Genomic DNA, 22,913 nt, shown 5'->3' with positions numbered 1-22,913 from the left:
CCGCCACGACGGACCGGCCGTGACCCGCGTCCATCAAGGAGGATGGCATGGCAGTCACGCTCGCGACCCTGTCCACTGCGTCGTCGATCGACCTCGACAGCACCAACCTGGGCCTCGTGGGCGGTGTGGCCGTCATCGGGGTCGTGGCCCTGGTTCTCGGCGTGGTCCTGCGTCGGCAGGTCGTCGCCGCCGACGCCGGGACCCCGCGCATGCAGGAGATCGCCGGCGCGGTCGAGGAGGGCGCGCACGCCTACCTGAGACGGCAGTTCCGCACCCTCGTGGTCTTCGTGGCCCTCGTCTTCGTGCTGCTGCTCTTCCTCCCGGCCGACTCGGCCGGCGTGCGATGGGGGCGCTCGGGCTTCTTCGTCCTCGGCGCCGCCTTCTCCGCCGCCATCGGCTACCTGGGCATGTCGCTGGCGGTCAAGGCCAATGTCCGCGTCGCCGAGGCGGCGCGCTCCACCGGACGCGACGACGGCATGCGCATCGCCTTCCGCACCGGCGGGACCGTCGGCATGTTCACCGTCGGCCTCGGTCTGCTCGGTGCGGCCATCGTCGTGCTCGCCTACCGCGGTGATGCGCCGAAGGTCCTCGAGGGCTTCGGCTTCGGCGCCGCGCTGCTCGCGATGTTCATGCGCGTCGGCGGCGGCATCTTCACCAAGGCGGCCGACGTGGGCGCCGACCTCGTGGGCAAGGTCGAGGCCGGCATCCCCGAGGACGACCCGCGCAATGCCGCGACGATCGCCGACAACGTCGGAGACAACGTCGGCGACTGCGCCGGCATGGCGGCCGACCTCTTCGAGTCCTATGCCGTCATGCTCGTGGCCGCCCTGATCCTGGGCTCCGCAGCCTTCGGCTCCTACGGCCTGGTCTTCCCCCTTCTCATCCCCGCGATCGGTGCCCTCACCGCGATGATCGGCATCTTCATCACCCGGGCGAAGGGGGGCGAGTCGGCCCTCGACGCCATCAACCGCGGCTTCTACATCTCGGCCGTCGTCTCCGCCGTGCTCTGCGCGGGCGCCGCCTACCTCTACCTGCCCTCGACCTATGCCGGTCTGTCGTCCCCCGACGACGGCGTCGCCCAGCTCGTCGGCGACCCGCGCCGCGCGGCCCTGCTCGCCGTCGTCCTCGGGATCATCCTCGCCGCCGTCATCCTGCGGATGACCGGCTACTACACGGGCACCGACAAACGTCCGACCATGGACGTGGCCCGCACGACCGAGACCGGTGCGGCGACCGTCATCCTCTCGGGCATCTCTCTCGGCCTGGAGTCGGCGGTCTACAAGGTCCTGACGATCGCCGTCGTCATCTACCTCGCCTTCCTCCTCGGCGGGTCGTCGGTCGTCCTCGGGCTCTTCTTCATCGCGCTCGCCGGCTGCGGCCTGCTGACGACGGTCGGCGTCATCGTGGCGATGGACACCTTCGGCCCGGTGTCCGACAACGCGCAGGGCATCGCGGAGATGTCGGGTGACGTCGACGGCGAGGCGGCCCAGGTGCTCACCGAGCTCGACGCTGTCGGCAACACGACCAAGGCGATCACCAAGGGCATCGCCATCGCGACGGCCGTGCTCGCCGCGACGGCGCTCTTCGGCAGCTACACCGATGCGTGGACCTCGACGGTGCGCGGCATCGACGAGGCCTCGGTCAGCCCCGACCGGGTGAGCTCCTTCGAGCAGATGGTCAACACGCAGATCGTCTCGCCGAGCGTGCTCGTCGGCGTCCTCGTCGGCGCCGCGGTCGTCTTCCTCTTCTCCGGGCTCGCGGTCAACGCCGTGACCGTCGCGGCCGGCTCGATCGTCCACGAGGTGCGCCGGCAGTTCCGCGAGCACCCGGGGATCATGGCCGGCACGGAGAAGCCCGAGTACGCCCGGGTCGTCGACATCTGCACCCGTGACTCGCTCGCGAAGCTCGCGACGCCCGGTCTGCTCGCCGCGCTCACGCCGATCGTCGTCGGCTTCGGCCTGGGCATCGGGGCGCTCGCGGGCTTCCTCGCGGGAGCCATCGCCTGCGGTGCGCTCATGGCGGTCTTCCTCGCTGACTCCGGTGGCGCCTGGGACAACGCGAAGAAGATCGTCGAGGACGGCAACCACGGCGGCAAGGGCTCGCCCGGCCACGAGGCGGCGGTCATCGGCGACACGGTCGGCGACCCCTTCAAGGACACCGCCGGCCCGGCGATCAACCCGCTCATCAAGGTGATGAACCTCGTCGCCGTCCTCATCGCTCCCGCCGTCGTCACCCTCTACCTCGGCTCGGGCACCGACCAGACGATCCGCTGGGCCATCGCCGCGGTCGCCCTGCTCGTCATCGTCGTCGCCCTCGTCGTCACCAAGCGTGACGACGTCGCGATGGCCGACGTCGAGGGCGAGCCGGCCGTCGACCGGGTCTGACCCTCCGGGTGGGACGAAGGGGGCGCACTAGGCTCGGCGGGTGACCTCCAGCACCACGCCCCGCACCGACCCCGAGCTGCTCGCCGCCCTGCGGGCGGACCTCGCTGCCGCGCCCTTCGGCGTCGACGCGGTCCGTGAGCGCCTCGGCGACCTCGCCGCCAGCGCCCTCGGACGTGAGCAGGTCCTGCCGGCCCGGCGGGCGGTCGCCGGGGCCCGTGACCCGCTCGGTGTGCTCATCGGGTGCTTCGGGCTCGGGCTGCCCACGGCCGCCGACGACCTCGCGCGGGCCCTGCCGCGCACCGGCGTCACCGGCGCCGTGACCCTGGGCATCGTCGAGCCGCACGGCGCGCACGTCGTCGCCCGGTGCGACCTGAGGCCCTACGGCGACGACGCCGACCACGCGTGGTGGGTCGCCTCCGACCCGACCGAGCACGCGCGCAGCGAGCCGCTGCCGGTCGACCACGTGCTCGGCATCGGCGGCGCCTCGACGACCCTGGCGTCGTGGACCCCGCGCTCCCATGTCACCCGCGCGCTCGACCTCGGCACCGGGTGTGGCGTGCAGGCGCTGCACCTGTCGACGCACGCCGACGCCGTCGTCGCGACCGACCTCTCCCGCCGGGCCCTCGGCTACGCGGCCTTCAACGCGGCGCTCAACGAGCTCGACTGGGACCTGCGCGAGGGGTCCTTCCTCGAGCCGGTGGCCGGCGAGGCCTTCGACCTCGTCGTGAGCAACCCCCCCTTCGTCATCACGCCGCGCAGCGGGCAGGTGCCGCTCTACGAGTACCGCGACGGCGGGGCCGCCGGTGACGACGTCGTCGCGGCGCTCACCCGCGGGATCGGGGCACACCTGGCGCCCGGGGGCGTCGCCCAGCTCCTCGGCAACTGGGAGACCGTCGCCGGCCAGGACTGGCGCGAGCGGGTCGGCGCGTGGGTCGCCGACAGCGGGCTCGATGCCTGGGTCGTGCAGCGCGACGTGCAGGACCCGGCCGAGTACGCGGAGCTGTGGACCCGCGACGGCGGGCACCTGCCCGGCACGAGCGAGCACGACGCCCTCGTCGGCGCGTGGCTCGACGACTTCGCCTCGCGGGACATCGCCCAGATCGGCTTCGGCATCATCACGCTGCACCGGCCGACGGGGGAGCGGGCTCCCTTCGTCGATCTCGTCGAGGCGACCGGACCGGTGGCCTCGCCCATGGGCCCCGCCGTGGCCGCCGGCCTCGTCGCCCGCGACCGGCTCGCCGGCCTCGACGACGACGCCCTGCTCGACACCGCGTGGCGCTGCGCCCCCGACGTGACGACCGAGACGCACGCAGCGCCCGGCGCCAGCGACCCCAATGTCATCGTCCTGCGTCAGGGTGGCGGGCTGGCCCGCTCGGTGCGCCTCGACACCCTCGACGCCGCCCTCGTGTCCGTGTGCGACGGCGAGCTCACGGCGCGACAGGCGCTCACCGCGATCAGCGCGCTGCTCGACCTGCCCACCGGTGACACCCTCGGCGCCGGCTCCGCCCTCGTGCGCCGGCTCGCCGCAGACGGGCTGCTCCTGCCGGAGTAGGTCGTCGCCGCACTCGGGGCGGGGTGGCGCGCACGCCGGGAAGACCCGGCGCGCTGCCGAAGTCCTTCGTCGACGTGTGGTCACGTCGTCGTTCTCGACTTCGGCTTGACGCCACGCCGGGTCTTCTCGACGTGCACGCTGTCGAGGCCGTCGCGACCGTCCCTTCGAGACGGTCGCTGAGCGACCTCCTCAGGGACCGGAGGTCGGCAGCGCGCCGGGTCTTCTCGACGGGGCTGGGTCTCGAGGCTCGCTGGCGCTCGCACCTGGACCAACGTGTGGGCCCGGGGACGACGAAGGGCGGCCCGGTGACCGGGCCGCCCTCGCGCTGTGCGTGATCAGCTGGTGGTGGTGATCTTCCACTCGTCGTCGACCTTCTTGAGCTCGATCTCGTCTTCCTTGCCGTCCTCGTTCTTCACCTGGACGGTGGCGGTCTTCTCGTCGTCGGCGATCTCGGAGCCGAGGATCTCGACCTTCGGGTCGTCGGGGATGTTGAGGTCCTTCTCGTTCTCCTTGAAGATCGTCGCGCAGTCCTTGCCCGGGTCGGCGTCCTCGAGCGTCTTGATGATCTCGGGGTCGAAGGCGTCGCACAGCGCGGCGTAGTCCTTGTCCTTGGCCGCCGCGACGAAGTCCTCGACCGCCTTCTCCGGGCCGTTGTCGCTGCCGCAGGCCGTCAGGCCGAGCGCGAAGGTGCCGGCGACGGCCAGCGTGACGAGCTTCTTCATGGTGATCTCCCTGTCGTGGTGCGGGCGGTGTGGTCGCCCCCTCACGCAGGACCCTAACGACCCCACATCACTCGTGCGATGGGGAGGACTGCCCGTGGACGCTCAGCTGAACTGCCAGGACCGCTTCGACAGGCCGAACCAGAAGCCGTCGACGGCGACATCGCGCTGCGTCGCGCCGGAGGCGTCGGCTGCGCCCATCGCGATGTAGAGCGGTGCCCAGTGCTCGGTGCGCGGGTGCGCCTCGTGCCCGGCGGGGGCGATCTCGAGCATCCGCTCGAGGGAGTCGATGTCGCCGGCGTCGACGGTCTCGGCGGCCCAGTGGTCGAACTCGCTCGAGGCCGTCGGCGGGGCGGCGTCGGCTCCGGCGCGGGGGTTGAACCAGCGCAGGTTGTGCGTCGTGAAGCCGGACCCGACGATCAGGGTGCCCTGGTCGCGCAGCGGCGCCAGCGCGCGGCCGAGCTCGACGAGCTGGTGCGGGTCGAGCGTCGGCATCGACATCTGCAGGACCGGCACGTCGGCGTCGGGGTACATCTCGACGAGGGGGACGTAGGCGCCGTGGTCGAGGCCGCGGGTCTCGTCGTGGCGGACCTCGACCCCCTTCGGCTTGAGCAGGGCGGAGACCTCCGCCGCGAGCTCCGGGGCGAGGGGCGCGTCGTAGGTGACGTCGTAGTAGTGCTGGGGGAAGCCCCAGAAGTCGTACGTGAGCGGGACCTTGTGCTCGACCGGGCTCACCGTGACGGGGGCGTCCTCCCAGTGGGCGGAGACCATGAGGACGTTCTTGGGCTTGTCGAAGGAGCCGGACCAGCGGGCGAGCTCGGCGGTCCACCGGGCGTCGTCGGCCAGCGGCGGGGCGCCGTGGGAGAGGTAGAGGACGGGAGGAGTGCTCATGGCCTCATGATACTTGTATCTTCAACAAAAATCTACCCCGCTGCAGATAGGCGAAGGGAGCACCCCGGGCGGCGTAGTACGGTCGCCCCGAGATGACCCCTCGTCGAGGCAGCGACGAATCCGCTGCACGTGGGGTCGAGAGATGAGGCGCACATGGCCAGCAAGCTCGTCATCGTCGAGTCGCCCGCCAAGGCCAAGACCATCGCGGGCTACCTCGGCCCCGACTACGCGGTCGAGGCATCGGTCGGGCACATCCGCGACATCCCGACCCCGTCGGAGATGCCGGCCGACATGAAGAAGGGCCCCTTCGGCCGCTTCGGGGTCAACATCGAGGAGGGCTTCGAGCCCTTCTACGTCGTCGACCCGGACAAGAAGAAGAAGGTCACCGAGCTCAAGCGCCTGCTCAAGGACGCCGACACCCTCTACCTCGCCACCGATGAGGACCGTGAGGGCGAGGCGATCGCCTGGCACCTGCTCGAGACGCTCAAGCCGAAGATCCCGGTGCAGCGCATGGTCTTCCACGAGATCACCAAGGAGGCGATCCAGCGCGCCGTCGAGGACACCCGCGAGCTCGACCTCGACCTGGTCAACGCGCAGGAGTCGCGCCGCATCCTCGACCGCCTGTACGGCTACGAGGTCTCGCCCGTGCTGTGGCGCAAGGTCAAGGCGGGTCTGTCCGCCGGCCGCGTGCAGTCCGTGGCGACCCGCATCGTCGTCGAGCGCGAGCGCGAGCGGATGGCCTTCAAGGTCGCCTCCTACTGGAGCGTCGAGGGCACGTTCAGCTCCGGCACCGCCCCCTTCGCCGCCCGCCTCGCGACGTTGGACGGACGCAAGGTCGCCACCGGCTCCGACTTCGACGACACCGGTGCGGTGAAGAAGGACGCCCGCGCGCTCGACCAGCGCGCCGCGACCCAGGTCGCCGAGGCGACCATCGCGGCCCCGGTCGTCGTCAGCTCCGTCTCCGAGAAGCCCTACACGAGGCGCCCGTACGCCCCCTTCACCACGTCGACGCTGCAGCAGGAGGCCGGCCGCAAGCTCGGCCTCGGCTCCAAGGCGGCGATGGGCGTGGCGCAGAAGCTGTACGAGAACGGCTACATCACCTACATGCGAACCGACAGCACCAACCTGTCGAGCTCGGCGGTCTCGGCCGCCCGCGGCCAGGCCCGCGACATGTACGGCGCCGACTTCGTGCCCGAGGCGCCGCGCGTCTACGGCAAGAAGTCGAAGAACGCCCAGGAGGCGCACGAGGCGATCCGCCCCGCCGGTGACCGCTTCCGCACCCCGGCGCAGGTGGCCGGCGAGCTGCGGGGCGACGAGTTCCGGCTCTACGAGCTGATCTGGAAGCGCACCGTCGCCTCGCAGATGGCCGACGCCAAGGGCTCGACGGCGACGATCCGCATGCGCGCCGACCTCACCGGCTGCGAGGCCGGCGAGGTCGCCGAGTACTCCGCCTCGGGCACCGTCATCACCTTCCGCGGCTTCCTCGCCGCCTACGAGGAGGGCACCGACGAGCCGGCACAGCCGGCCAAGGACGGCGAGGCCCGCCTGCCGAAGGTCGAGGAGGGCGCGAGCCTCGACGTCGTCGACGCCGTCGCGTCCGGCCACGAGACCTCCCCGCCGGCGCGCTACACCGAGGCCTCGCTCGTGAAGAAGATGGAGGAGCTCGGCATCGGCCGCCCCTCCACCTATGCCTCGACGATCAGCACGATCCAGGACCGCGGCTACGTCCGCAAGAAGGGCACCGCCCTCGTCCCGACCTGGCTCGCCTTCGCCGTGACCCGCCTGATGGAGGTGCACTTCAGCCGTCTCGTCGACTACGACTTCACCGCCTCGATGGAGGTCGACCTCGACGAGATCGCCGCCGGTGACGCCGACCGCGTCGCCTGGCTGCAGCGCTTCTACTACGGCGACGAGGGCAGCGGCCCGGGCCTGTCCGGCCTCGTCGCCGACCTCGGCGACATCGACGCCCGGGCCATCTCGACGATCGAGATCGGCGACGGTGTCGTCGTGCGGGTCGGTCGCTACGGCCCCTATGTCGAGGAGGTCGTGCCGAAGGGGGTCGACCCCGCGACCGGTGAGGTCACCGACGAGACGAAGACGACGCCGGCGCCCAAGCGGGCGACGATCACCGACGACGTGGCCCCCGACGAGCTGACGCCGGCGATGGCGCGCGAGTTCCTCGCGGCGGCCGCCGACGACGGCCGGGTCCTGGGGCAGGACCCCGAGACCGGGCGCGACGTCGTCGTGAAGAACGGCCGCTACGGCCCCTACGTCACCGAGGTCCTCGAGGAGTCGGCCGACGACAAGCCCAAGCGCGGCAAGGCCAAGGTCAAGCCGCGCACGGCCTCGCTCTTCAAGAGCATGGACCCCTCGACGGTCGACCTCGAGCAGGCGCTCAAGCTCCTCTCTCTGCCGCGCACCCTCGGCACGGTCACCGAGACGACGACCGCCGAGGACGGCACGGAGAAGTCGGTCGAGGTGCCGATCACCGCGCAGAACGGTCGCTACGGGCCGTACCTGAAGAAGGGCACCGACTCGCGCTCGATCGAGACCGAGGAGCAGCTCTTCACGATGACCCTCGAGGAGGCCGTCGCGATCTACGCCCAGCCCAAGCAGCGTGGCCGCGCCGCGGCCAAGCCGCCGCTGGCAGAGTTCGGCGAGGACCCGGTGAGCGGCAAGAAGGTCGTCGTCAAGGACGGGCGCTTCGGCCCCTATGTCACCGACGGCGAGACGAATGCGACCCTGCGCCGCGGCGACGAGCCCGAGACGCTCACCGCGGAGCGGGCCTACGAGCTCATCGCCGAGAAGCGCGCCAAGGGCCCGACGACCCGCAAGAAGTCGGCGAAGAAGACGGCCAAGAAGACCGCGAAGAAGGCCACGAAGAAGACGGCGAAGAAGGCGACGAAGAAGGCAGCGGCCAAGAAGGCCTGAGCCGGGCGGGGTGGTGAGGGGCACAGCGCCCTGCCGTTGCCGCTGTGGTTACCCGTGCGTATCGTCCGGGGCAACAGCCGCGCCGAAGGAGATGCCGCCATGGACCTCGCCCCGTCCACGTTCGACACGATGAGTCCGCAGGAGTTTGCGAAGACCGTCGCGCAGATGTCCGACAAGGAGGTCTCCGAGGTCATGCGCGGCGAGCACCGGGGCGCGATCCTCGATGCGGTCTTCGCCCGCTTCCCCGAGCTCTTCCGGCCCGACAAGGCGAAGGGAACGTCCGGCACGGTGCAGTTCCGCATCACCGGTGGTCCCGACGAGCAGCCGCACGACACCTACGAGATCGTCGTCGGCGACGGCACCTGCACCGTCTCGCCGGAGCCCGGCTCGGACTACGACGCCTCGCTGATGATGGGGCCGCCGGAGTTCGTCAAGATGGCGACGGGTCGGGGCAACCCGACGATGCTCGTCATGCGCGGCAAGATCAAGGTCAAGGGCGACATCGCCCTGGCCGCGAAGTTCCCCAGCCTCTTCGACATCCCCAAGGCCTGATGCCCTTCATGAACCCACTCACCATCGCCACGACCATGGCCAAGCGGGGGATGCTCAACCCCGGGCCGCCGGCCGCCCAGGTCAAGCAGCTGGCCGCACTGAAGAAGTGGGGCTTCGGTCTCGCAGGCGAGCTGCGGCAGGCCGCCAACCGCTCGCCCAAGGCAGTCGCCGTCATCGACGAGACCCGTGGGGCGACCACCTATGCGGAGCTGCTCGCCAACTCCGAGAAGATCGCCGTCGTCCTGCGCGAGCTCGGCTTCGGCCCCGGTGACCGGGTCGGTCTGCTCGCTCGCAACCACGTCCAGGCCATCGAGGTCATGACCGCGACCTCCGCGATCGGCATCGACCTCGTCCTGGGCAACACCGGCCTCGCCGGCCCGCAGTTCGCGGTCGTCGCCGAGCAGCAGGGGATCCGCGGGATCATCCACGACGACGAGTTCGCCGAGGTCGTCGCGCACCTGCCGCAGGACCTGCCCCGGATCACCGAGACCGAGCTCGCCCGCCGCATCGAGACCACGCCGCGGCCGCACTCCCTTCCCGTCCCGGCGAAGGGGGGCCGCACGATCATCCTGACCTCCGGCACGACGGGCACGCCCAAGGGCGCGGCGCGCAAGACGCCGGGCGGCTTCGGCCCGCTCATCTCGATCATCGACCGGATCCCGCTGCGGGCGCACGACCGCATCCTCATCTCGGCCCCGATCTTCCACACGTGGGGCTACGCGGCGATGCAGCTCTCGCTCGCGCTGCGCGCGACGATCGTGCTGCAGCGTCGCTTCAAGCCCCAGGCGGCCCGGGCGGCGCTCGAGGAGTTGCAGCCCGACGCGATGTTCGCCATCCCCGTGATGCTCCAGCGGATGATGGAGCTGCCGAGCGACCCGGCCGCTCGCAGCCGCCGCAAGCTGCGCGTCGTCGCGACCTCCGGCTCGGCCTACCCCTCGGGCTTCACGACGAAGTTCATGGACGAGTACGGCGACGTGCTCTACAACCTCTACGGCTCGACCGAGGCGTCGTGGGTGTGCATCGCCACGCCCGCCGACATGCGGCGCCACGCCAACACGGCCGGCACCCCGCCGCTCGGCACGGTCGTCAAGATCCTCGACGACGACGGCAAGGAGGTGCCGACGGGGCAGACCGGCCGGATCTTCTGCGGCAACGAGCTCGTCTTCGACGGCTACACCAACGGCAACACCAAGGACTTCGTCGACGGGCTCGTCTCGACCGGCGACATGGGGCACGTCGACGACGGGCTCTACTTCGTCGACGGTCGCGATGACGACATGATCGTCAGCGGCGGGGAGAACGTGTACCCCATCGAGGTCGAGGGGCTGCTCGCCGAGCACCCCGCGGTCCGCGAGGTCTCCGTGATCGGTGTCCCCGACCCCGACTTCGGGCAGCGGCTCGCCGCCTTCGTCGCACTCACCGAGGGCCACGAGCTGACCGCCGACGAGATCAAGGAGCACGTCCGCGCGCACCGCGCCCGGCACTGCATCCCCCGCGAGGTCGTCTTCATGGACGAGCTGCCCCGCAATGCCACCGGCAAGATCCTCAACCGGGAGCTGCGCAAGCACTTCGCCTGACCCCCGCCCTTCGCCTGACCCCCGCCCTTCGCCTGCTCCGGGTCGATGTGTCCGGGTGAGCTGGAACGCACCCGGATACATCGATCCGGCGGGCGAAGGGGGATCAGAGCCACTGGCCGAAGGCCAGCGGCTCCCGGGTGAAGCGGTAGGTGGCCCAGTTGAGGTGGGTGACGGTGCCGGAGGCGTCGCGGTTGACCCGCAGCAGCTCACCGCGCTCGTGGCCGGAGACGGTGCGGTAGCGGTCGGTGCCCTCTGCGGTGAAGACCGCGGGCGGCAGCTCCTTGCGCTGGCCGGCGATGCGGGCCTCCAGGGCGCCCTCCCGCACCGACAGCACCCAGTGGGTGCCCTCGGAGTACCAGTGCCCGAGCAGCGGGACGAGGTCCTCGGGCAGCTCGGTCCCGGGCTGCCAGGGCTCGGGCTGCACCGGCTCGCGCTCGATGGCGATCGTCCCGAGCTCGATGGCGGCCGCGGCGGGCGGGACGGGAGCGGAGTTGTTCATCAGGATCAGCCCCGTCGTGGCAGAAGAGCGCTCGGTGAAGACGCCGGTGATCGAGCCGGGCCAGCCGCCGGTGTGGCCCACCCAGGTGCGCCCCTCGTGCCGCACGAGCTGGAAGCCCAGCCCCCAGGCGGAGGTCCACGAAGTGAGGTCGGCCATCACCTGCGGCTGGCACATCTCCTCGAGCGTGTCGGGGGAGAGGACCTCCTCGACCGGGTTGGCGACGAAGCCACCCCACCGGGCCAGGTCGGTGGCCGTCGACCACAGCCCGCCGGCCGGGTCGAGGGCCGCCGCCTCGATGACCGGCTCCTCCCGGGGAACGTCGGCGAAGGGCGGGACGTAGTACCCCTTCGCCCGGCGGCCGGAGGGGGTGGTGCCGGTGCGGGTCAGCTCGAGCGGGTCGAGGATGCGGCGACGGATCGACTCCTCCCACGTGCACCCGTCGAGGCGGCCGATGATCTCCCCGAGGACGCCGTAGGCGAGGTTGGAGTAGTGCCAGCGGTCGTGGGGCCGCCCGACGCGCTCGGCCTGCGACCAGCCGGCGAGCAGGTCCTCGCGGGAGGGCATGACCATGGTGTCGAAGACGTCGCCGACGGGTTCGCGCTGCATGCCGGAGGTGTGCGACAGCAGCTGGCGGATCGTGACGGAGGCATGGGTGCTGTCGGTGAGGTGCTGCTCGACGGTGTCGTCGAGGTCGAGCCGGCCCTCGTCGCGCAGCGCCATGACGGCGACGGCGGTGAAGGTCTTGGAGTTGCTCGCCACGGGGTACTGCGTCTCGTCGTCGGGCGCCTCGCCCGGCGTCGCGACGTCGACCGTGCCGATCCCCGTGGACCACTCCAGCCGGCCGTCGCGGGCGACGCCGGCGACGAGCCCGGGGACCCTCCCTTCGGTCTGCGCGGTGAGGGCGCGGGTGGTGAGGGCGCGGTCGGTCTCGGAGCTGAAGGTCATGACACGACCATAGGGAGGAGCGAAGGGGATGTGGCTCGGGCGGTGCCGTCAGCGCACCGGCGAGGCCTGGTAGACACCGTCGCCGAAGCCGCCGCGTGCCCCGACGATCGAGCGGACGTGGCGGGCCCGGGCCGCGTAGGAGCTGCGGGCCGACGACGACAGCGAGGGGTCCTGCGCGGCGGTGACGAGGTCGACCCAGCGATAGGGCGCGACGTTGGGCGAGTAGCCCGGGATGACGGCGACCGAGCGCACCCGCCACGTCGTGCCGTACTGCCGCTCGAAGTTGAAGCGGGTCATCACCTGCTCGCCGGTGCTCTTGTTGTACTTCGTCGTGCTCGTGGCGAAGGTGTTGCCCAGGCCCCACGCCACCCAGCGGTAACCGACCTTCTCGACCGGCTCGACGACGTGCGCGTGGTGGAAGTAGACGGCGTCGACGAGCCGCGTCGCGTGCAGCCACGAGCGGATCTGCTCCTGCTGCGCGTTGGGCACGTGGCTGTACTCGGTGCCCGCGTGCACGGCGACGACGACGATCTCGGCGCCGGCGGCCTTGGTGCGCTTGACGTCCTCGACGAGGGCCGTGCGATCGAGGGTGTTGACCGACCACCGCCTGTCCCGCGGCACGGGGATGCCGTTGGTGGAGAAGGTCGTCGAGACGATGCCGACCTTGACGCCCTGGACCGTGCGGACGAGCGGCCGGTTGCGCTCGGTCGAGGTGCGGGCGGTGCCGGTGTGCCCGAGCTTGTTGGAGTCGAGGACGTCGAGCGTGCGCGTGATGCCGCGCTGGCCGTCGTCGAGCGAGTGGTTGGAGGCCGTCGTGCACGCGTCGTAGCCGACGCGACGCAGGCTGGTGACGACGTGCGCGGGCGCCTTGAAGAGGGGATAGCCGGTGTAGGGCCCGCCGGCAGGGGCGATCGGCGTCTCGAGGTGGCAGATCGCGAGGTCGGCGGTGCTGATGCGCGGCTTCTGCGCGGCGAGCATCCGGTCGAAGTTGAGGCTCGGGCCGCCGGCCACCGCATCGCGCTTCGCCTGGGCGACGAGGGTCGTGTGGACGAGGACGTCGCCGCTCATGAGGACGGACAGGCGGTCGGTGCGCCCGGTCGTGCCGCTGGTCGTCGCGGAAACCGCCGCCGACGACGCGGCGGGTGCGGCCCCCTTCGCCGTGGCGGTGCCGGTGGTCACGGCCGCAGCCAGGACCGTCGTGATCATGGCGGTGACGAGCAGCCGCCCCCTGCGTCCCCCGAGGCTCATGCCCGCAGGCTAGACCCGCGGGCGCCCCCTGTCACCGGATCGCGGTCAGGCCTTGATGAAGCCGGCCTCCCGCAGCCACGCGATGGCGACGTCCGCCGGGTCCTCGCCGTCGACGTCGACCCGGGCGTTGAGGTCGATGAGCACGTCGTCGGTGAGCTTCTTGACGACCGGGTCGAAGAGGTCCCGGACCGCAGGGTGCTCCTCGACGACCGCCTCGGTGAGCACCGGCGCGACGTTGTACTTCGGGAAGAAGGCCTTGTCGTCCTCGAGCACGGTCAGGTCGAGCGCCTTGATCCGCCCGTCGGTGGTGAAGACCTCGCCGAAGGTGCACGTGCCCTTGTCGGTGGCCTGGTAGATGGCGCCGGTGTCGAGGACCTTGACGTTGCTCTCGGGGAAGCTCGTGCCCTTGGCGAGCCCGTACTTCTTGAGCATCGGGTCGAAGCCGTCGTTGCGGTTGTTGAACTCGGACTCGACGCAGAAGGTCAGCTCGGCCTTGGGGACCTTCGCCAGCTCGGAGAGCTTGGTGATGCCGAGCTTCTTGATCGTCTCGGTCGGCCCGGCGAAGCCGTAGGTGTTGTTCATCGGCGCCGGGTCGAGCCAGACGAGCTGGTGCTCCTCGAGGTCGCGGTCGCGGACGGCTTCGTACTGCTTGCGCTCGTCGGGGATCGGGGTGGTCTCGCCGAGATAGGCGATCCAGGCGGTGCCCGTGTACTCCCACTGCATCTGGACCTGGTCCTCGATCATCGCCTGGCGGGCGCTGGACGAGCCGGGGATGTTGGTCAGGTCCGCCGCCTCGGCGCCGGTCGCGCGCAGCAGGATGACGGCCATCTTGCCCAGGATGAGCTGCTCGGTGAAGTTCTTCGACCCCACCCCGATCGAGGCGCCCGACAGGTCGACGTCGGCGATCGGCCCGGCCGGCTCCCCGGAGGGCACGAAGCCACCGCTCGTGCCCAGGCCGCACCCGGCGAGGGCGAGGCCGAGCGTGCCGGCCCCGCCCAGGAGCAGGGTGCGTCGGGTCAGCTCGGTCGAAGGGAGGTCACGTCGCGTCGTCATGAGGTCCCCTTGGGAGTGAGGAGGAGCTCGAGCACCCGGCCCGCCCAGTCGATGAGCAGCGCGACGACCGCGATGATCACGGCGCCGCTGACGAGGATGGGGTAGCGGAAGAGCGTGATGCCCGTGACGATGAGCGCGCCCAGACCGCCGGCGTTGACGAAGGTCGCGAAGCTCGCGGCGCCGACGACGAGCACGAGCGCGGTGCGCACACCGGCCATGATCACCGGCATGGCGAGCGGCAGCTCGACCCGGCGCAGGACGTCGACGGGGGACATGCCCATGCCGCGGGCGGCCTCGACGAGGGTCTGGTCGACCTGCTGGAGGCCGACGATCGTGTTGCGCAGCACCGGCAGGAATCCGTAGATCGCCAGGGAGATGACGGCGGTGCGCACGCCGAAGCCGAGCCACATCGCCAGGAGCACGATGAGGCCGATGACCGGCGCGGCCTGGCCGGCGTTGGCGACGGCCGTGATCGGCCCGGAGAAGCGGCGGGCCGGGCCGCGGGTGAGCAGGATGCCGATGGGGATCGCGGTGACGAGCACGACGGCGGTCGTGATGAGGGTGAGCGTGATGTGCTCGCGGGTCAGCGTGAGGATCGTGCCCCACGCCAGCTGGCGGGCCTCGATGTCGTCGAGGTCGGCGGTCTGCCGCCAGATCGCCCAGCCGCCGAGGATCGCCGCGCAGAGCAGCGGCAGGCCGACGAGCAGCCCGATCGTCGTGCGGCGGTCCTCGACCCCGGTGTCGGCGGTCGAAGGGGAGGTCCTCACGTCGGTCATGACGTGGCCTCCTGCGTGTCCGGGTCGGACGCGGCGCGGATGTGGTCGGTGACCGCCTCGAAGGTCACGACGCCGAGGAACTCGTCGCGCCGGCCGGTGACGAGGACGCCGCCGTGGGTGCTCGCGAGCATCGAGTCGAGGGCGTCGTTGATCGTCGAGCGCCGGTCGATGACCGAGATGTCCTGCTCGGTGTGGTCGGGCAGGCGGGCCATCCTGGCGGCCTCCTTGAGGCTGTACCAGCCGACCGGCCGCCGTCGGGAGTCGAGCACGATGACGTCGTTCTGCCCGCCGGCGCGGGCGGCGTCGGCGGCTGCCTTCCCTTCGTCACCGACCGCGGCGAGGACCGGGCTCTGCAGCTCGAGCTCGTCGACGCGCGAGAGGCTCAGCTGCTTGAGCGAGGACCCGGCACCGATGAAGTCCTCGACGAACTCGTCGGCGGGGTTGGCCAGGAGGGTGGTCGGGGTGTCGTACTGCGCGATCTGCGCGCCCTCGCGCAGCAGGAGGATCCGGTCGCCGAGCTTGACCGCCTCGTCGATGTCGTGGGTGACGCAGACGATCGTCTTCTGCAGCTCCTCCTGGATGCTCATCAGCTCGTCCTGGAGCCGCTGCCGGGTGATCGGGTCGACCGCGCCGAAGGGCTCGTCCATGAGGAGCACCGGCGGGTCCGCCGCGAGGCCACGAGCGACGCCCACCCGCTGCTGCTGCCCGCCGGAGAGCTCCTTGGGGTAGCGGTCTCGGTAGCGCTTGGGGTCGAGCCCGACGAGCTCGAGCAGGTCGTCGACGCGCTCGGTGATGCGGCGCTTGTCCCACTTGAGCAGACCCGGGACGAGGGCGATGTTGTCGGCGACCGTCATGTGGGGGAAGAGCGAGCCTCCCTGGATGACGTAGCCGATGGTACGGCGCAGCTCGGTCGCGTTCTTGCTGCGGATGTCCTCGCCGCCGATGGTGATCGTCCCCGAGGTCGGCTCGTGGAGACGGTTGATCATCTTCAGGGTCGTCGTCTTGCCGCAGCCCGAGGGGCCGATGAACATGACGATCTCGCCGGCGGGCACGGTGAGGGACAGGCCGTCGACGGCCGGCACCTTCTGCCCCGAGTAGGTCTTGGTGACGTTGTCGAAGACGATCTCGGCGCCGCTCACCCCCCGGTCGGCTGCGTGGTGCTCGGGTGCGGGCTGCTGGTCTGCGGTGGTGGACATCAGGCGCGGATCCCCTTCGAGGTGGTGAGTCGGCTGACGAGCAGCAGGGCGGCGTCGAGGACCAGGGCGAGGACGACCACCCCGAGGGTCCCGACGAGGGCGTAGTTGAGGGCGTTGGCCCCGCCCAGCTGGGCCAGGCCGGTGAAGATGTAGCCGCCGAGACCGGGGCCGAGGGTGTATGCCGCGATCGCGGCCACACCCATGGACATCTGCGCGGACACCCGCAGACCGGCCATGATCACCGGCCAGGCCATCGGCAGCTGCACGCGCAGGAAGCGGGCCGTCGACCCCATGCCCATCCCCTTCGCCGACTCCAGCAGGGTGGGGCTGACGCCGGCGAGGCCCACGACGGCGTTGCGCAGGATCGGCAGCGTCGCGTAGAAGGTGACGGCGACGAAGGGCGACACGGGCCCGATGCCGAAGAGGGGCAGGAGCAGGCCGAGGAGGGCGAAGGAGGGGATCGTCAGGCCGACGGCGCTGATCATGTTGGCCGCGGGCTTCAGCCGCGGCACCCGGGTGACGAGCACCGCGAGGGCGATGGCGATGATCGTCGCGAGGAGGACGGACTGCACCACCAGCGAGAGGTGCTGGAAGGAGCGGAAGAGGATGTCCTGCCACTTGTCTGCGACGAAATCACCCACGGGCATCCTCTCCTCGGCCCCGACTCTCGGGACCAGTCGTCCACTCAACCCCGGGAGGGTGCGGGGCGTGCAGCCCAGCGGCCCTTCGCGACCGACTTGTGACCTTTGCACACACCCTGCCCGGCGCCCGGACTGGCGTGTCGGCACGGTGCCTTAGGGTCGACGGCGTGAGCGAGCACGGGTACTTCATCGCCTTCGAGGGCGGCGACGGGGCAGGCAAGTCGACGCAGGTCGGCCACCTCGTCGAGGCGCTCGAGGCTGCGGGCCGTGAGGTCGTCGTGACCCGCCAGCCCGGGGGGACCTCCCTCGGCGCCGCGCTGCGCGATCTCGTGCTCCACGGCGAGGCGATCACCCCGAGGGCGGAGGCGCTGATCTTCGCCGCCGACAAGGCCCAGCACGTGCAGGAGGTGATCCTCCCTTCGCTCGCCCGCGGAGCGGTGGTCGTCACCGACCGCTACACCGACTCCTCGGTCGCCTACCAGGGCGCCGGCCGCTCCCTCGGGGCCCAGGAGGTCGCCGACCTGCAGACCTGGGCCGTCGGCGGGCTCGCCCCCGACCTCACGGTCCTCGTCGACGTCGACCCCGCGACCGGACGGGCCCGACGCGGCGGCACCCACGACCGGATGGAGTCCGAGGCCGACGGATTCCACGCGGCGGTGCGCGAGCACTTCTTCGCCATGGCGGCAGCGGCGCCCGAGCGCTATCTCGTCGTCGACGGCGGCGCCCCCGCCGACGAGATCGCGGCCGCCGTCCGAGCCCGGCTGGCGCACGAGGGCCTGCTGTGACCGCGGTGGCCGGGTCCGGCCAGGCGCCGATCTGGCGCGACGTCGTCGGTCAGGCCGAGACGATCGCGACCCTCGAGCGGGCCGTCGCCGACCCGGCGGCCATGACCCACGCGTGGCTCTTCACGGGGCCACCGGGGTCGGGGCGCTCGACCGCGGCGCGCGCCTTCGCCGGGGCGCTGCTGTGCCCGACCGGTGGCTGCGGCGAGTGCCGTGAGTGCCGCACCGCGCTCGACGGCACGCATGCCGACGTCGACGTACTCGCGACCGAGGCGCTGTCGATCGGCGTCGCCGCGACCCGCGACCTCGTCCAGCTCGCCGGCCGCTCACCGAGCGTCGGGCGCTACCGGATCATCCTCGTCGAGGACGCCGACCGGCTCACCGAGCAGTCGGGCAATGCCCTGCTCAAGGCGCTCGAGGAGCCGACACCACGCACCGTCTGGCTGCTCTGCGCGCCGAGCCTCGAGGACGTGCTCATCACCGTCCGCTCGCGCTCGCGGCACGTGCGGCTGCGCACGCCGCCCGTGCCCGAGGTGGCCCGCCTGCTCGAGCGCCGCGACGGCGTCGACATCGGCATGGCCACCTATGCCGCCCGCGCCGCGCAGAGCCACATCGGGCTGGCCAAGCGGCTGGCCACCGACGAGGGCGCGCGCATCCGTCGTCGCGACACGATCGCGATGGCCGGGCGCATCCGCGGCGTCTCCGACGCGGTCGGTGCTGCGGCCGACCTGCTGCAGATCGCCGAGCAGGAGCGTGACCGCACGCTCGAGGCGCGCGCCGCGGCGGAGAAGGAACGCCTCCTCGAGACCCTCGGCGCCGACCCGAGCGCCCGAACCCAGCCGCCGCACGTGCGCGCCCAGATCACCTCCTTGGAAAAGGAGCAGAAGACCCGCGCCACCCGGTTCACCCGCGACATGATCGACCGTGCTCTCGTCGACCTGCTGTCGGTCTACCGCGACGCGCTCGTCCTGCACGCCGGCTCGCCCGTCGCCCTGGTCAACGAGGACGCCCGACCGGTCGTCGAGGAGGTCGCGCGGGCCTTCGGCGGCGAGGGTCTGCTCGTGGCGATGGAGGCCATCGCCACGGCCCGCGAGCGCATCGCGGCCAACGTCGCCCCGCTGCTCGCGCTCGAGGCGATGGCGATCTCGCTGCAGCTGCCGACCCGCTGAGCGACATCAGGGGCGAAAGGTAGCGTCTGCGCCATGAGTCGTGCCCGTCGCCCCGTCCGTGTCCTGGCTGCCGCGGCGGCGCTGCTCCTGCCGGTGGCGGGCTGCTCGCTGCTCGAGCCCGACACCCAGCCCACCGGGCTCGGCCCCGGCAACACCGCGCCGCCGGCGGGGACCACGGGGCTCGAGCGCTTCTACGAGCAGCAGCTCGACTGGGGTCCCTGCGAGCGCGGCGACGGCGAGTGCGCCGAGCTCGAGGTCCCGATGGACTACGAGCAGCCCGACGGCCGCACCCTCGAGATCGCGGTGCTCCGGGTCCCGGCGAAGGACGAGGCCGCGGGCTCTGTCGTCGTCAACCCCGGCGGCCCGGGCGGCTCGGGCGTGGACTACGCGGCCGCGGCCGACTTCATCGTCAGCGACCAGATCCGGCGGCACTTCGACGTCGTCGGCTTCGACCCGCGAGGCGTCGGGCGCTCCGAGCCGATCGACTGCCTGAGCGATGCCGAGATGGACGACTACCTCGCCAAGGACCCGACGCCCGACACCCCGGAGGAGAAGGCGGCGGGGGAGCGGGCACAGCAGGACTTTGCCGACGGCTGCGAGGCCAAGAGCGGCGAGCTGCTCGGCCACGTCTCGACCGCCGACGCCGCCCGCGACATGGACGTGCTGCGGGCCGTGCTCGGCGACGGCAAGCTCACCTACCTCGGCAAGTCCTACGGCACCTATCTCGGTGCGACCTATGCCGACCTCTTCCCCGACCGCGTGGGCCGGCTCGTGCTCGACGGCGTGCTGCCGCCCGACGCGACATCGGAAGAGGTCGCGATCGGTCAGGCCAAGGGCTTCGACACCGCGACCCGGGCGTGGGCGCAGGACTGCGTCGACGACGACTGCCCGCTCGGGTCGAGCGCCGACGAGGTCGTCGAGCACGTGCAGGACCAGCTCGAGGCGCTCGACGCCAAGCCGCTGCCCGCGAGCGCCGGGATCAAGCTCACCGAGGGGTGGGCGACGTGGGGCATCGCGCAGGCGATGTACGACCAGGGCATGTGGTCGCAGCTGACCGACGCGCTCGTCGCGGCGAAGGACGGCGACGGTGGTCCGCTGAGCGAGCTCGGCCGCAGCTATGCCGGTCGTGACGCCGGCGGCGTCTACCAGAACAACATGCTCGAGGCCCTGCCCGCCGTCTCCTGCCTCGACACCCCGGACGGACCCGGCGACCCCGACGACCTCGTGGCCCGCGCAGAGAAGGAAGCGCCCATCTGGGGCCGCGCGCTCGCCTCCGAGTCACCGTGCGCGCAGTGGCCGGTCAAGGCCACCAACACGCCGCACGAGGTCGAGGCGAAGGGAGCCGACCCGATCCTCGTCGTCGGCACCACCCGCGACCCGGCGACGCCCTACGAGTGGGCGAAGCGGCTGCACGAGCAGCTCGCCGACTCCGCGCTCGTCACCCACGAGGGCGACGGGCACACCGCCTACATGCGGCAGAACTCGTGCGTCGACAAGGCCGTGGACCAGTACTGGCTGACGGGCGCACTGCCCGATGGTGGCGAGCTCACCTGCAAGGAGTGAGCTTCCCGGTCCCTGAGGAGGTCGGGAAGCGACCGTCTCGAAGGGTCAGCTGGTGACGGTCACCGTGTCGCGCCAGCTCGGCAGCCACGCGCCCGAGCTCGTGTCGCGTCCGCTGAGCACGACCTCGTAGCTGCCGGGCGTGGCCCAGCTGCCGTCGGGCAGCCGGCCGTCCCACGGCACCTCGAGCGTGCCGTCATCGGTGCGCGTGCCGGTGGAGTCGGCGACGACGCCGTGCTCGTCGCTGCTCACCCGCACCCGCCAGGTGATGTCGCCGGTCGTCTGGGCCCGCAGGGTCGACCCGCCGGTGCCCCGCTCGATCCTGCGGGGGCTGGTGCTCGGCTTGTAGATCGCGGTGCCCTGACGCTCGCGGGCGCCGGCGCGGATCTCGCCGAGCCGGGCGTAGAGGTACTGCCCGGGGCAGTCCGTCTGGCCGACGTTGCGGTGCCCGAGCACCGTCGGGCGCCACACGCCACCGATCGTCGCCTTCGCGGTCGGGTCGACGTGGTGGCGGGCGAGCTTCCATGCCGTGAATCGCTCGATGCTCGTCTCCATGACGTCCGGCGCGGCGACGACGTCGTAGTCGCCCATCGCGGAGATGCCGAAGGTCTGGCTGTTGACGCCCTGCGCGTGCGCGCCGATGACGGCCTTGTCCAGGCCACCCGCGCGTCCCTCCCACAGCCGGCCGAAGCGGTCGACGAGGACGTTGTAGCCGATGTCGTTCCACCCGCGGCCGTTGACGTGGAAGTCGTAGATGCCCCGCAGGATCGCCGGGACCTCCTCGGCGGAGTAGCCGTTGACCCCGGCGGTGTGGTGGACGACCGCGCCCCGCACCTGGCCGTACTCGGGGTCGCCCTTGCGGATCGACTCGTCCGCGCCCCACTCGGCCCGGCTGTGGACGGTCGGCTTGGCCTGGGGGTTGGTGCTGGTCGTCGAGCTCGTCGACGTGGCGCTGTCGGCGCTCGACGTGCCGGGCTCGACGAGGTCGACCTCGAGGTCGTGGGGTGCGCCGCCGGCCGACTCGACGCGCACCTGGATCCCGTCGGAGGAATCCGCGATGAGCGGCTGCGTCCCGCCGCGTGTGGCGGCCGCCTCGCTCGTGCCTGCGTCGGGCCCGGCCTCGGCCTGGAGGAGGCTCCAGCCGCTCCACCGCCCGGTCTCGGCGTCCCGGGTGCGCACGAAGGCCTCGACGTCGGAGCGTTCGCCGCTCCACGTGACCCCCGCGACGCGGAAGTCCTGCGTCGCCAACGCATCGGTCATGCCGACCACCCGGTCGCCGGAGCGGCCGGCGGAGGGGACCGTCGGCGCGGCCGACAGGGCGGCTCGGTCCACGCCCCGGATCGGGATCGAGTCGCGTTGCGCCGCAACGGGGCTGGGGGCGGCGGAGGCTGGCGCCGAGCCCATCAGGGAGGCCGCGAGAGCGGCGCTGGTCAGGCAGGGCAGAGCACGACGAAGGGAGCTCACGGGGACACCTCGCAGGGGGTTTGGGTCCGATGGGCCCGGCCCACGCTAGCCGCGGGTGGACGGCCCTGCAGGACGAGCCGGACCCGTTGCGGCACAGGGGAAGCGCCCCCTTCGCCCGGGTCGAGGCCGTGCGAAGGGAGGAGCCTGGGTACGAGTACTCCGGGAGAGCGCGCGGGGTGGGGCCCACAATGCGGAGGTGACCACTCCACGGCAGCTGCTGAAGAACGCCACCGGCTTCGCGCTGGTCTGGGCGGTGGCGAAGCTGGCCCACCGGGTGCGCTTCCGCACCGCGGGGGCCGTGCCGCGCACGGGGCCGGTGATCCTCGTGGCCAACCACCTGACGATGTCCGACCCGCTGGCCGTGGCGCGGGTGGCGATCGGGCACCGGCGCTTCCCGCACTTCCTGGCGATGCAGGAGGTCTTCGGCTGGCCCGTGGTGGGCTCCCTCGCCCGGGCCACCGGCCAGATCCCCGTCGCACGTGGCTCGGCGTCCGCGGCCGGGGCGCTCGACGCGGCCTCCGACCGGCTCGCCCAGGGGCAGCTCGTCGCGCTCTACCCCGAGGGGCGCCTGACGACCGAGCCCGACAAGATGCCCGGCCCGGCACGGACCGGGGCTGCGCGGCTCGCCCTGCGTCACCCCGAGGCCCCGGTCATCCCGGTCGGGACGTGGGGGCCGCAGCAGGGCCACCGGCACCTGTGGCACCGGCACACCGCCTGCCTGTCGGTCGGCGACCCGGTCGACCTGTCGGCGTGGGCGGGGCGGACCGACGACGCCGCGGCCAGAGAGGTCACCGACGCGATCATGGCGGCGATCCGGGCCGAGATCGGTCACGCCCGGCAGATGTGGGAGACCCGCTGACCCCTTCGCCGCGGGTCCCAGCGTCGCCTGGCGTCGTTGATGTCACCCGGTTGCCCGGAGAAGGGGGACCAGGTGACACCAACGACGCCGGGCTCCCAGCACTGAGCCCCGGCGC

At 71.8% G+C, this 22,913-nt stretch carries 18 protein-coding genes; 9 read left to right on the top strand and 9 right to left on the bottom strand.

Annotation, left to right across the window (positions count from 1 at the left end; genetic code table 11):
* The first annotated feature begins 47 nt into the window (after positions 1 to 47).
* Both NMQ01_RS13090 and NMQ01_RS13085 read left to right on the top strand, forming a co-directional pair.
* Complete coding sequence (locus tag NMQ01_RS13090) at positions 48 to 2,384, top strand: sodium-translocating pyrophosphatase (RefSeq protein ID WP_255184359.1); 2,337 nt, start codon at positions 48 to 50, stop codon at positions 2,382 to 2,384.
* A gap of 40 nt (positions 2,385 to 2,424) precedes the next feature.
* Positions 2,425 to 3,936: a methyltransferase gene (locus NMQ01_RS13085; protein WP_255184358.1), complete on the top strand. Its 1,512-nt coding sequence runs from the start codon at positions 2,425 to 2,427 to the stop codon at positions 3,934 to 3,936.
* A gap of 335 nt (positions 3,937 to 4,271) precedes the next feature.
* Here the strand turns inward: NMQ01_RS13085 and NMQ01_RS13080 are convergent, their stop codons facing one another.
* Together NMQ01_RS13080 and NMQ01_RS13075 are read right to left on the bottom strand one after the other, a co-directional pair.
* Positions 4,272 to 4,658, bottom strand: coding sequence for a DUF4878 domain-containing protein (locus NMQ01_RS13080; protein ID WP_255184357.1), 387 nt, complete (start codon positions 4,656 to 4,658; stop codon positions 4,272 to 4,274).
* A gap of 102 nt (positions 4,659 to 4,760) precedes the next feature.
* Entirely contained in the window at positions 4,761 to 5,546 is a 786-nt protein-coding gene (locus NMQ01_RS13075; RefSeq protein WP_255184356.1) for a dioxygenase, read from the bottom strand.
* 153 nt (positions 5,547 to 5,699) lie between these two features.
* Here NMQ01_RS13075 and topA point away from each other — a divergent pair, with 153 nt between their 5' ends.
* From topA to NMQ01_RS13060, 3 genes are all read left to right on the top strand, one after another.
* Complete coding sequence (gene topA / locus NMQ01_RS13070; protein WP_255184355.1) at positions 5,700 to 8,477, top strand: type I DNA topoisomerase; 2,778 nt, start codon at positions 5,700 to 5,702, stop codon at positions 8,475 to 8,477.
* 129 nt (positions 8,478 to 8,606) lie between these two features.
* Positions 8,607 to 9,029, top strand: coding sequence for an SCP2 sterol-binding domain-containing protein (locus NMQ01_RS13065; RefSeq protein ID WP_255184354.1), 423 nt, complete (start codon positions 8,607 to 8,609; stop codon positions 9,027 to 9,029).
* 8 nt (positions 9,030 to 9,037) lie between these two features.
* A complete protein-coding gene (locus NMQ01_RS13060; protein WP_255184353.1) occupies positions 9,038 to 10,606 on the top strand; it encodes an AMP-binding protein in 1,569 nt (522 codons plus the stop codon).
* A gap of 103 nt (positions 10,607 to 10,709) precedes the next feature.
* On the opposite strand, the gene NMQ01_RS13055 is transcribed toward NMQ01_RS13060, so the two are convergent.
* From NMQ01_RS13055 to NMQ01_RS13030, 6 genes are read right to left on the bottom strand one after another with little or no spacing between them, the layout of a single operon-like run.
* Positions 10,710 to 12,050 (bottom strand): serine hydrolase, encoded by a 1,341-nt coding sequence (locus NMQ01_RS13055; protein WP_255184352.1) that lies wholly within the window; start codon positions 12,048 to 12,050, stop codon positions 10,710 to 10,712.
* Positions 12,051 to 12,098: 48 nt separating this feature from the next.
* Positions 12,099 to 13,298 (bottom strand): CapA family protein, encoded by a 1,200-nt coding sequence (locus tag NMQ01_RS13050; RefSeq protein ID WP_255184351.1) that lies wholly within the window; start codon positions 13,296 to 13,298, stop codon positions 12,099 to 12,101.
* 45 nt (positions 13,299 to 13,343) lie between these two features.
* Positions 13,344 to 14,351, bottom strand: coding sequence for a glycine betaine ABC transporter substrate-binding protein (locus NMQ01_RS13045; RefSeq protein WP_255184350.1), 1,008 nt, complete (start codon positions 14,349 to 14,351; stop codon positions 13,344 to 13,346).
* Positions 14,348 to 15,127: an ABC transporter permease gene (locus NMQ01_RS13040; protein WP_255184349.1), complete on the bottom strand. Its 780-nt coding sequence runs from the start codon at positions 15,125 to 15,127 to the stop codon at positions 14,348 to 14,350. The genes NMQ01_RS13045 and NMQ01_RS13040 overlap by 4 nt, the downstream gene beginning before the upstream one ends.
* A complete protein-coding gene (locus tag NMQ01_RS13035) occupies positions 15,124 to 16,323 on the bottom strand; it encodes an ABC transporter ATP-binding protein (protein ID WP_255184348.1) in 1,200 nt (399 codons plus the stop codon). The genes NMQ01_RS13040 and NMQ01_RS13035 overlap by 4 nt, the downstream gene beginning before the upstream one ends.
* On the bottom strand, positions 16,323 to 16,964 hold the full coding sequence (locus tag NMQ01_RS13030) for an ABC transporter permease (protein WP_255184347.1): 642 nt from the start codon (positions 16,962 to 16,964) through the stop codon (positions 16,323 to 16,325). The genes NMQ01_RS13035 and NMQ01_RS13030 overlap by 1 nt, the downstream gene beginning before the upstream one ends.
* Positions 16,965 to 17,131: 167 nt before the next feature.
* Between NMQ01_RS13030 and tmk the strand changes: the two genes are divergently transcribed.
* Genes tmk through NMQ01_RS13015 form a run of 3 tightly spaced genes read left to right on the top strand, consistent with a single transcriptional unit; the run spans position 17,132 to position 20,478 of the window.
* Positions 17,132 to 17,749: a dTMP kinase gene (gene tmk, locus NMQ01_RS13025; RefSeq protein ID WP_255184346.1), complete on the top strand. Its 618-nt coding sequence runs from the start codon at positions 17,132 to 17,134 to the stop codon at positions 17,747 to 17,749.
* On the top strand, positions 17,746 to 18,915 hold the full coding sequence (locus NMQ01_RS13020) for a DNA polymerase III subunit delta' (protein ID WP_255184345.1): 1,170 nt from the start codon (positions 17,746 to 17,748) through the stop codon (positions 18,913 to 18,915). The genes tmk and NMQ01_RS13020 overlap by 4 nt, the downstream gene beginning before the upstream one ends.
* Positions 18,916 to 18,948: 33 nt before the next feature.
* Positions 18,949 to 20,478 carry an alpha/beta hydrolase gene (locus tag NMQ01_RS13015; RefSeq protein ID WP_255184344.1) on the top strand — a complete coding sequence of 510 codons (1,530 nt, stop codon included), beginning with the start codon at positions 18,949 to 18,951 and terminating at the stop codon, positions 20,476 to 20,478.
* A gap of 45 nt (positions 20,479 to 20,523) precedes the next feature.
* Here the strand turns inward: NMQ01_RS13015 and NMQ01_RS13010 are convergent, their stop codons facing one another.
* Positions 20,524 to 21,939, bottom strand: a complete 1,416-nt coding sequence (locus NMQ01_RS13010) for a peptidoglycan recognition protein (protein ID WP_255184343.1) — start codon at positions 21,937 to 21,939, stop codon at positions 20,524 to 20,526.
* A gap of 196 nt (positions 21,940 to 22,135) precedes the next feature.
* On the opposite strand from NMQ01_RS13010, the gene NMQ01_RS13005 reads away from it, so the two are divergent.
* A complete protein-coding gene (locus NMQ01_RS13005; RefSeq protein WP_255184342.1) occupies positions 22,136 to 22,798 on the top strand; it encodes a 1-acyl-sn-glycerol-3-phosphate acyltransferase in 663 nt (220 codons plus the stop codon).
* The last annotated feature ends 115 nt before the right edge of the window (positions 22,799 to 22,913 follow it).

This window comes from Janibacter sp. CX7 (genome assembly GCF_024362365.1).
In the GTDB taxonomy this organism is placed as follows: Bacteria; Actinomycetota; Actinomycetes; order Actinomycetales; family Dermatophilaceae; genus Janibacter.
The sequence above is the reverse complement of the archived record's forward strand: the minus strand, read 5'-3'. Positions and strand labels throughout refer to the sequence as shown.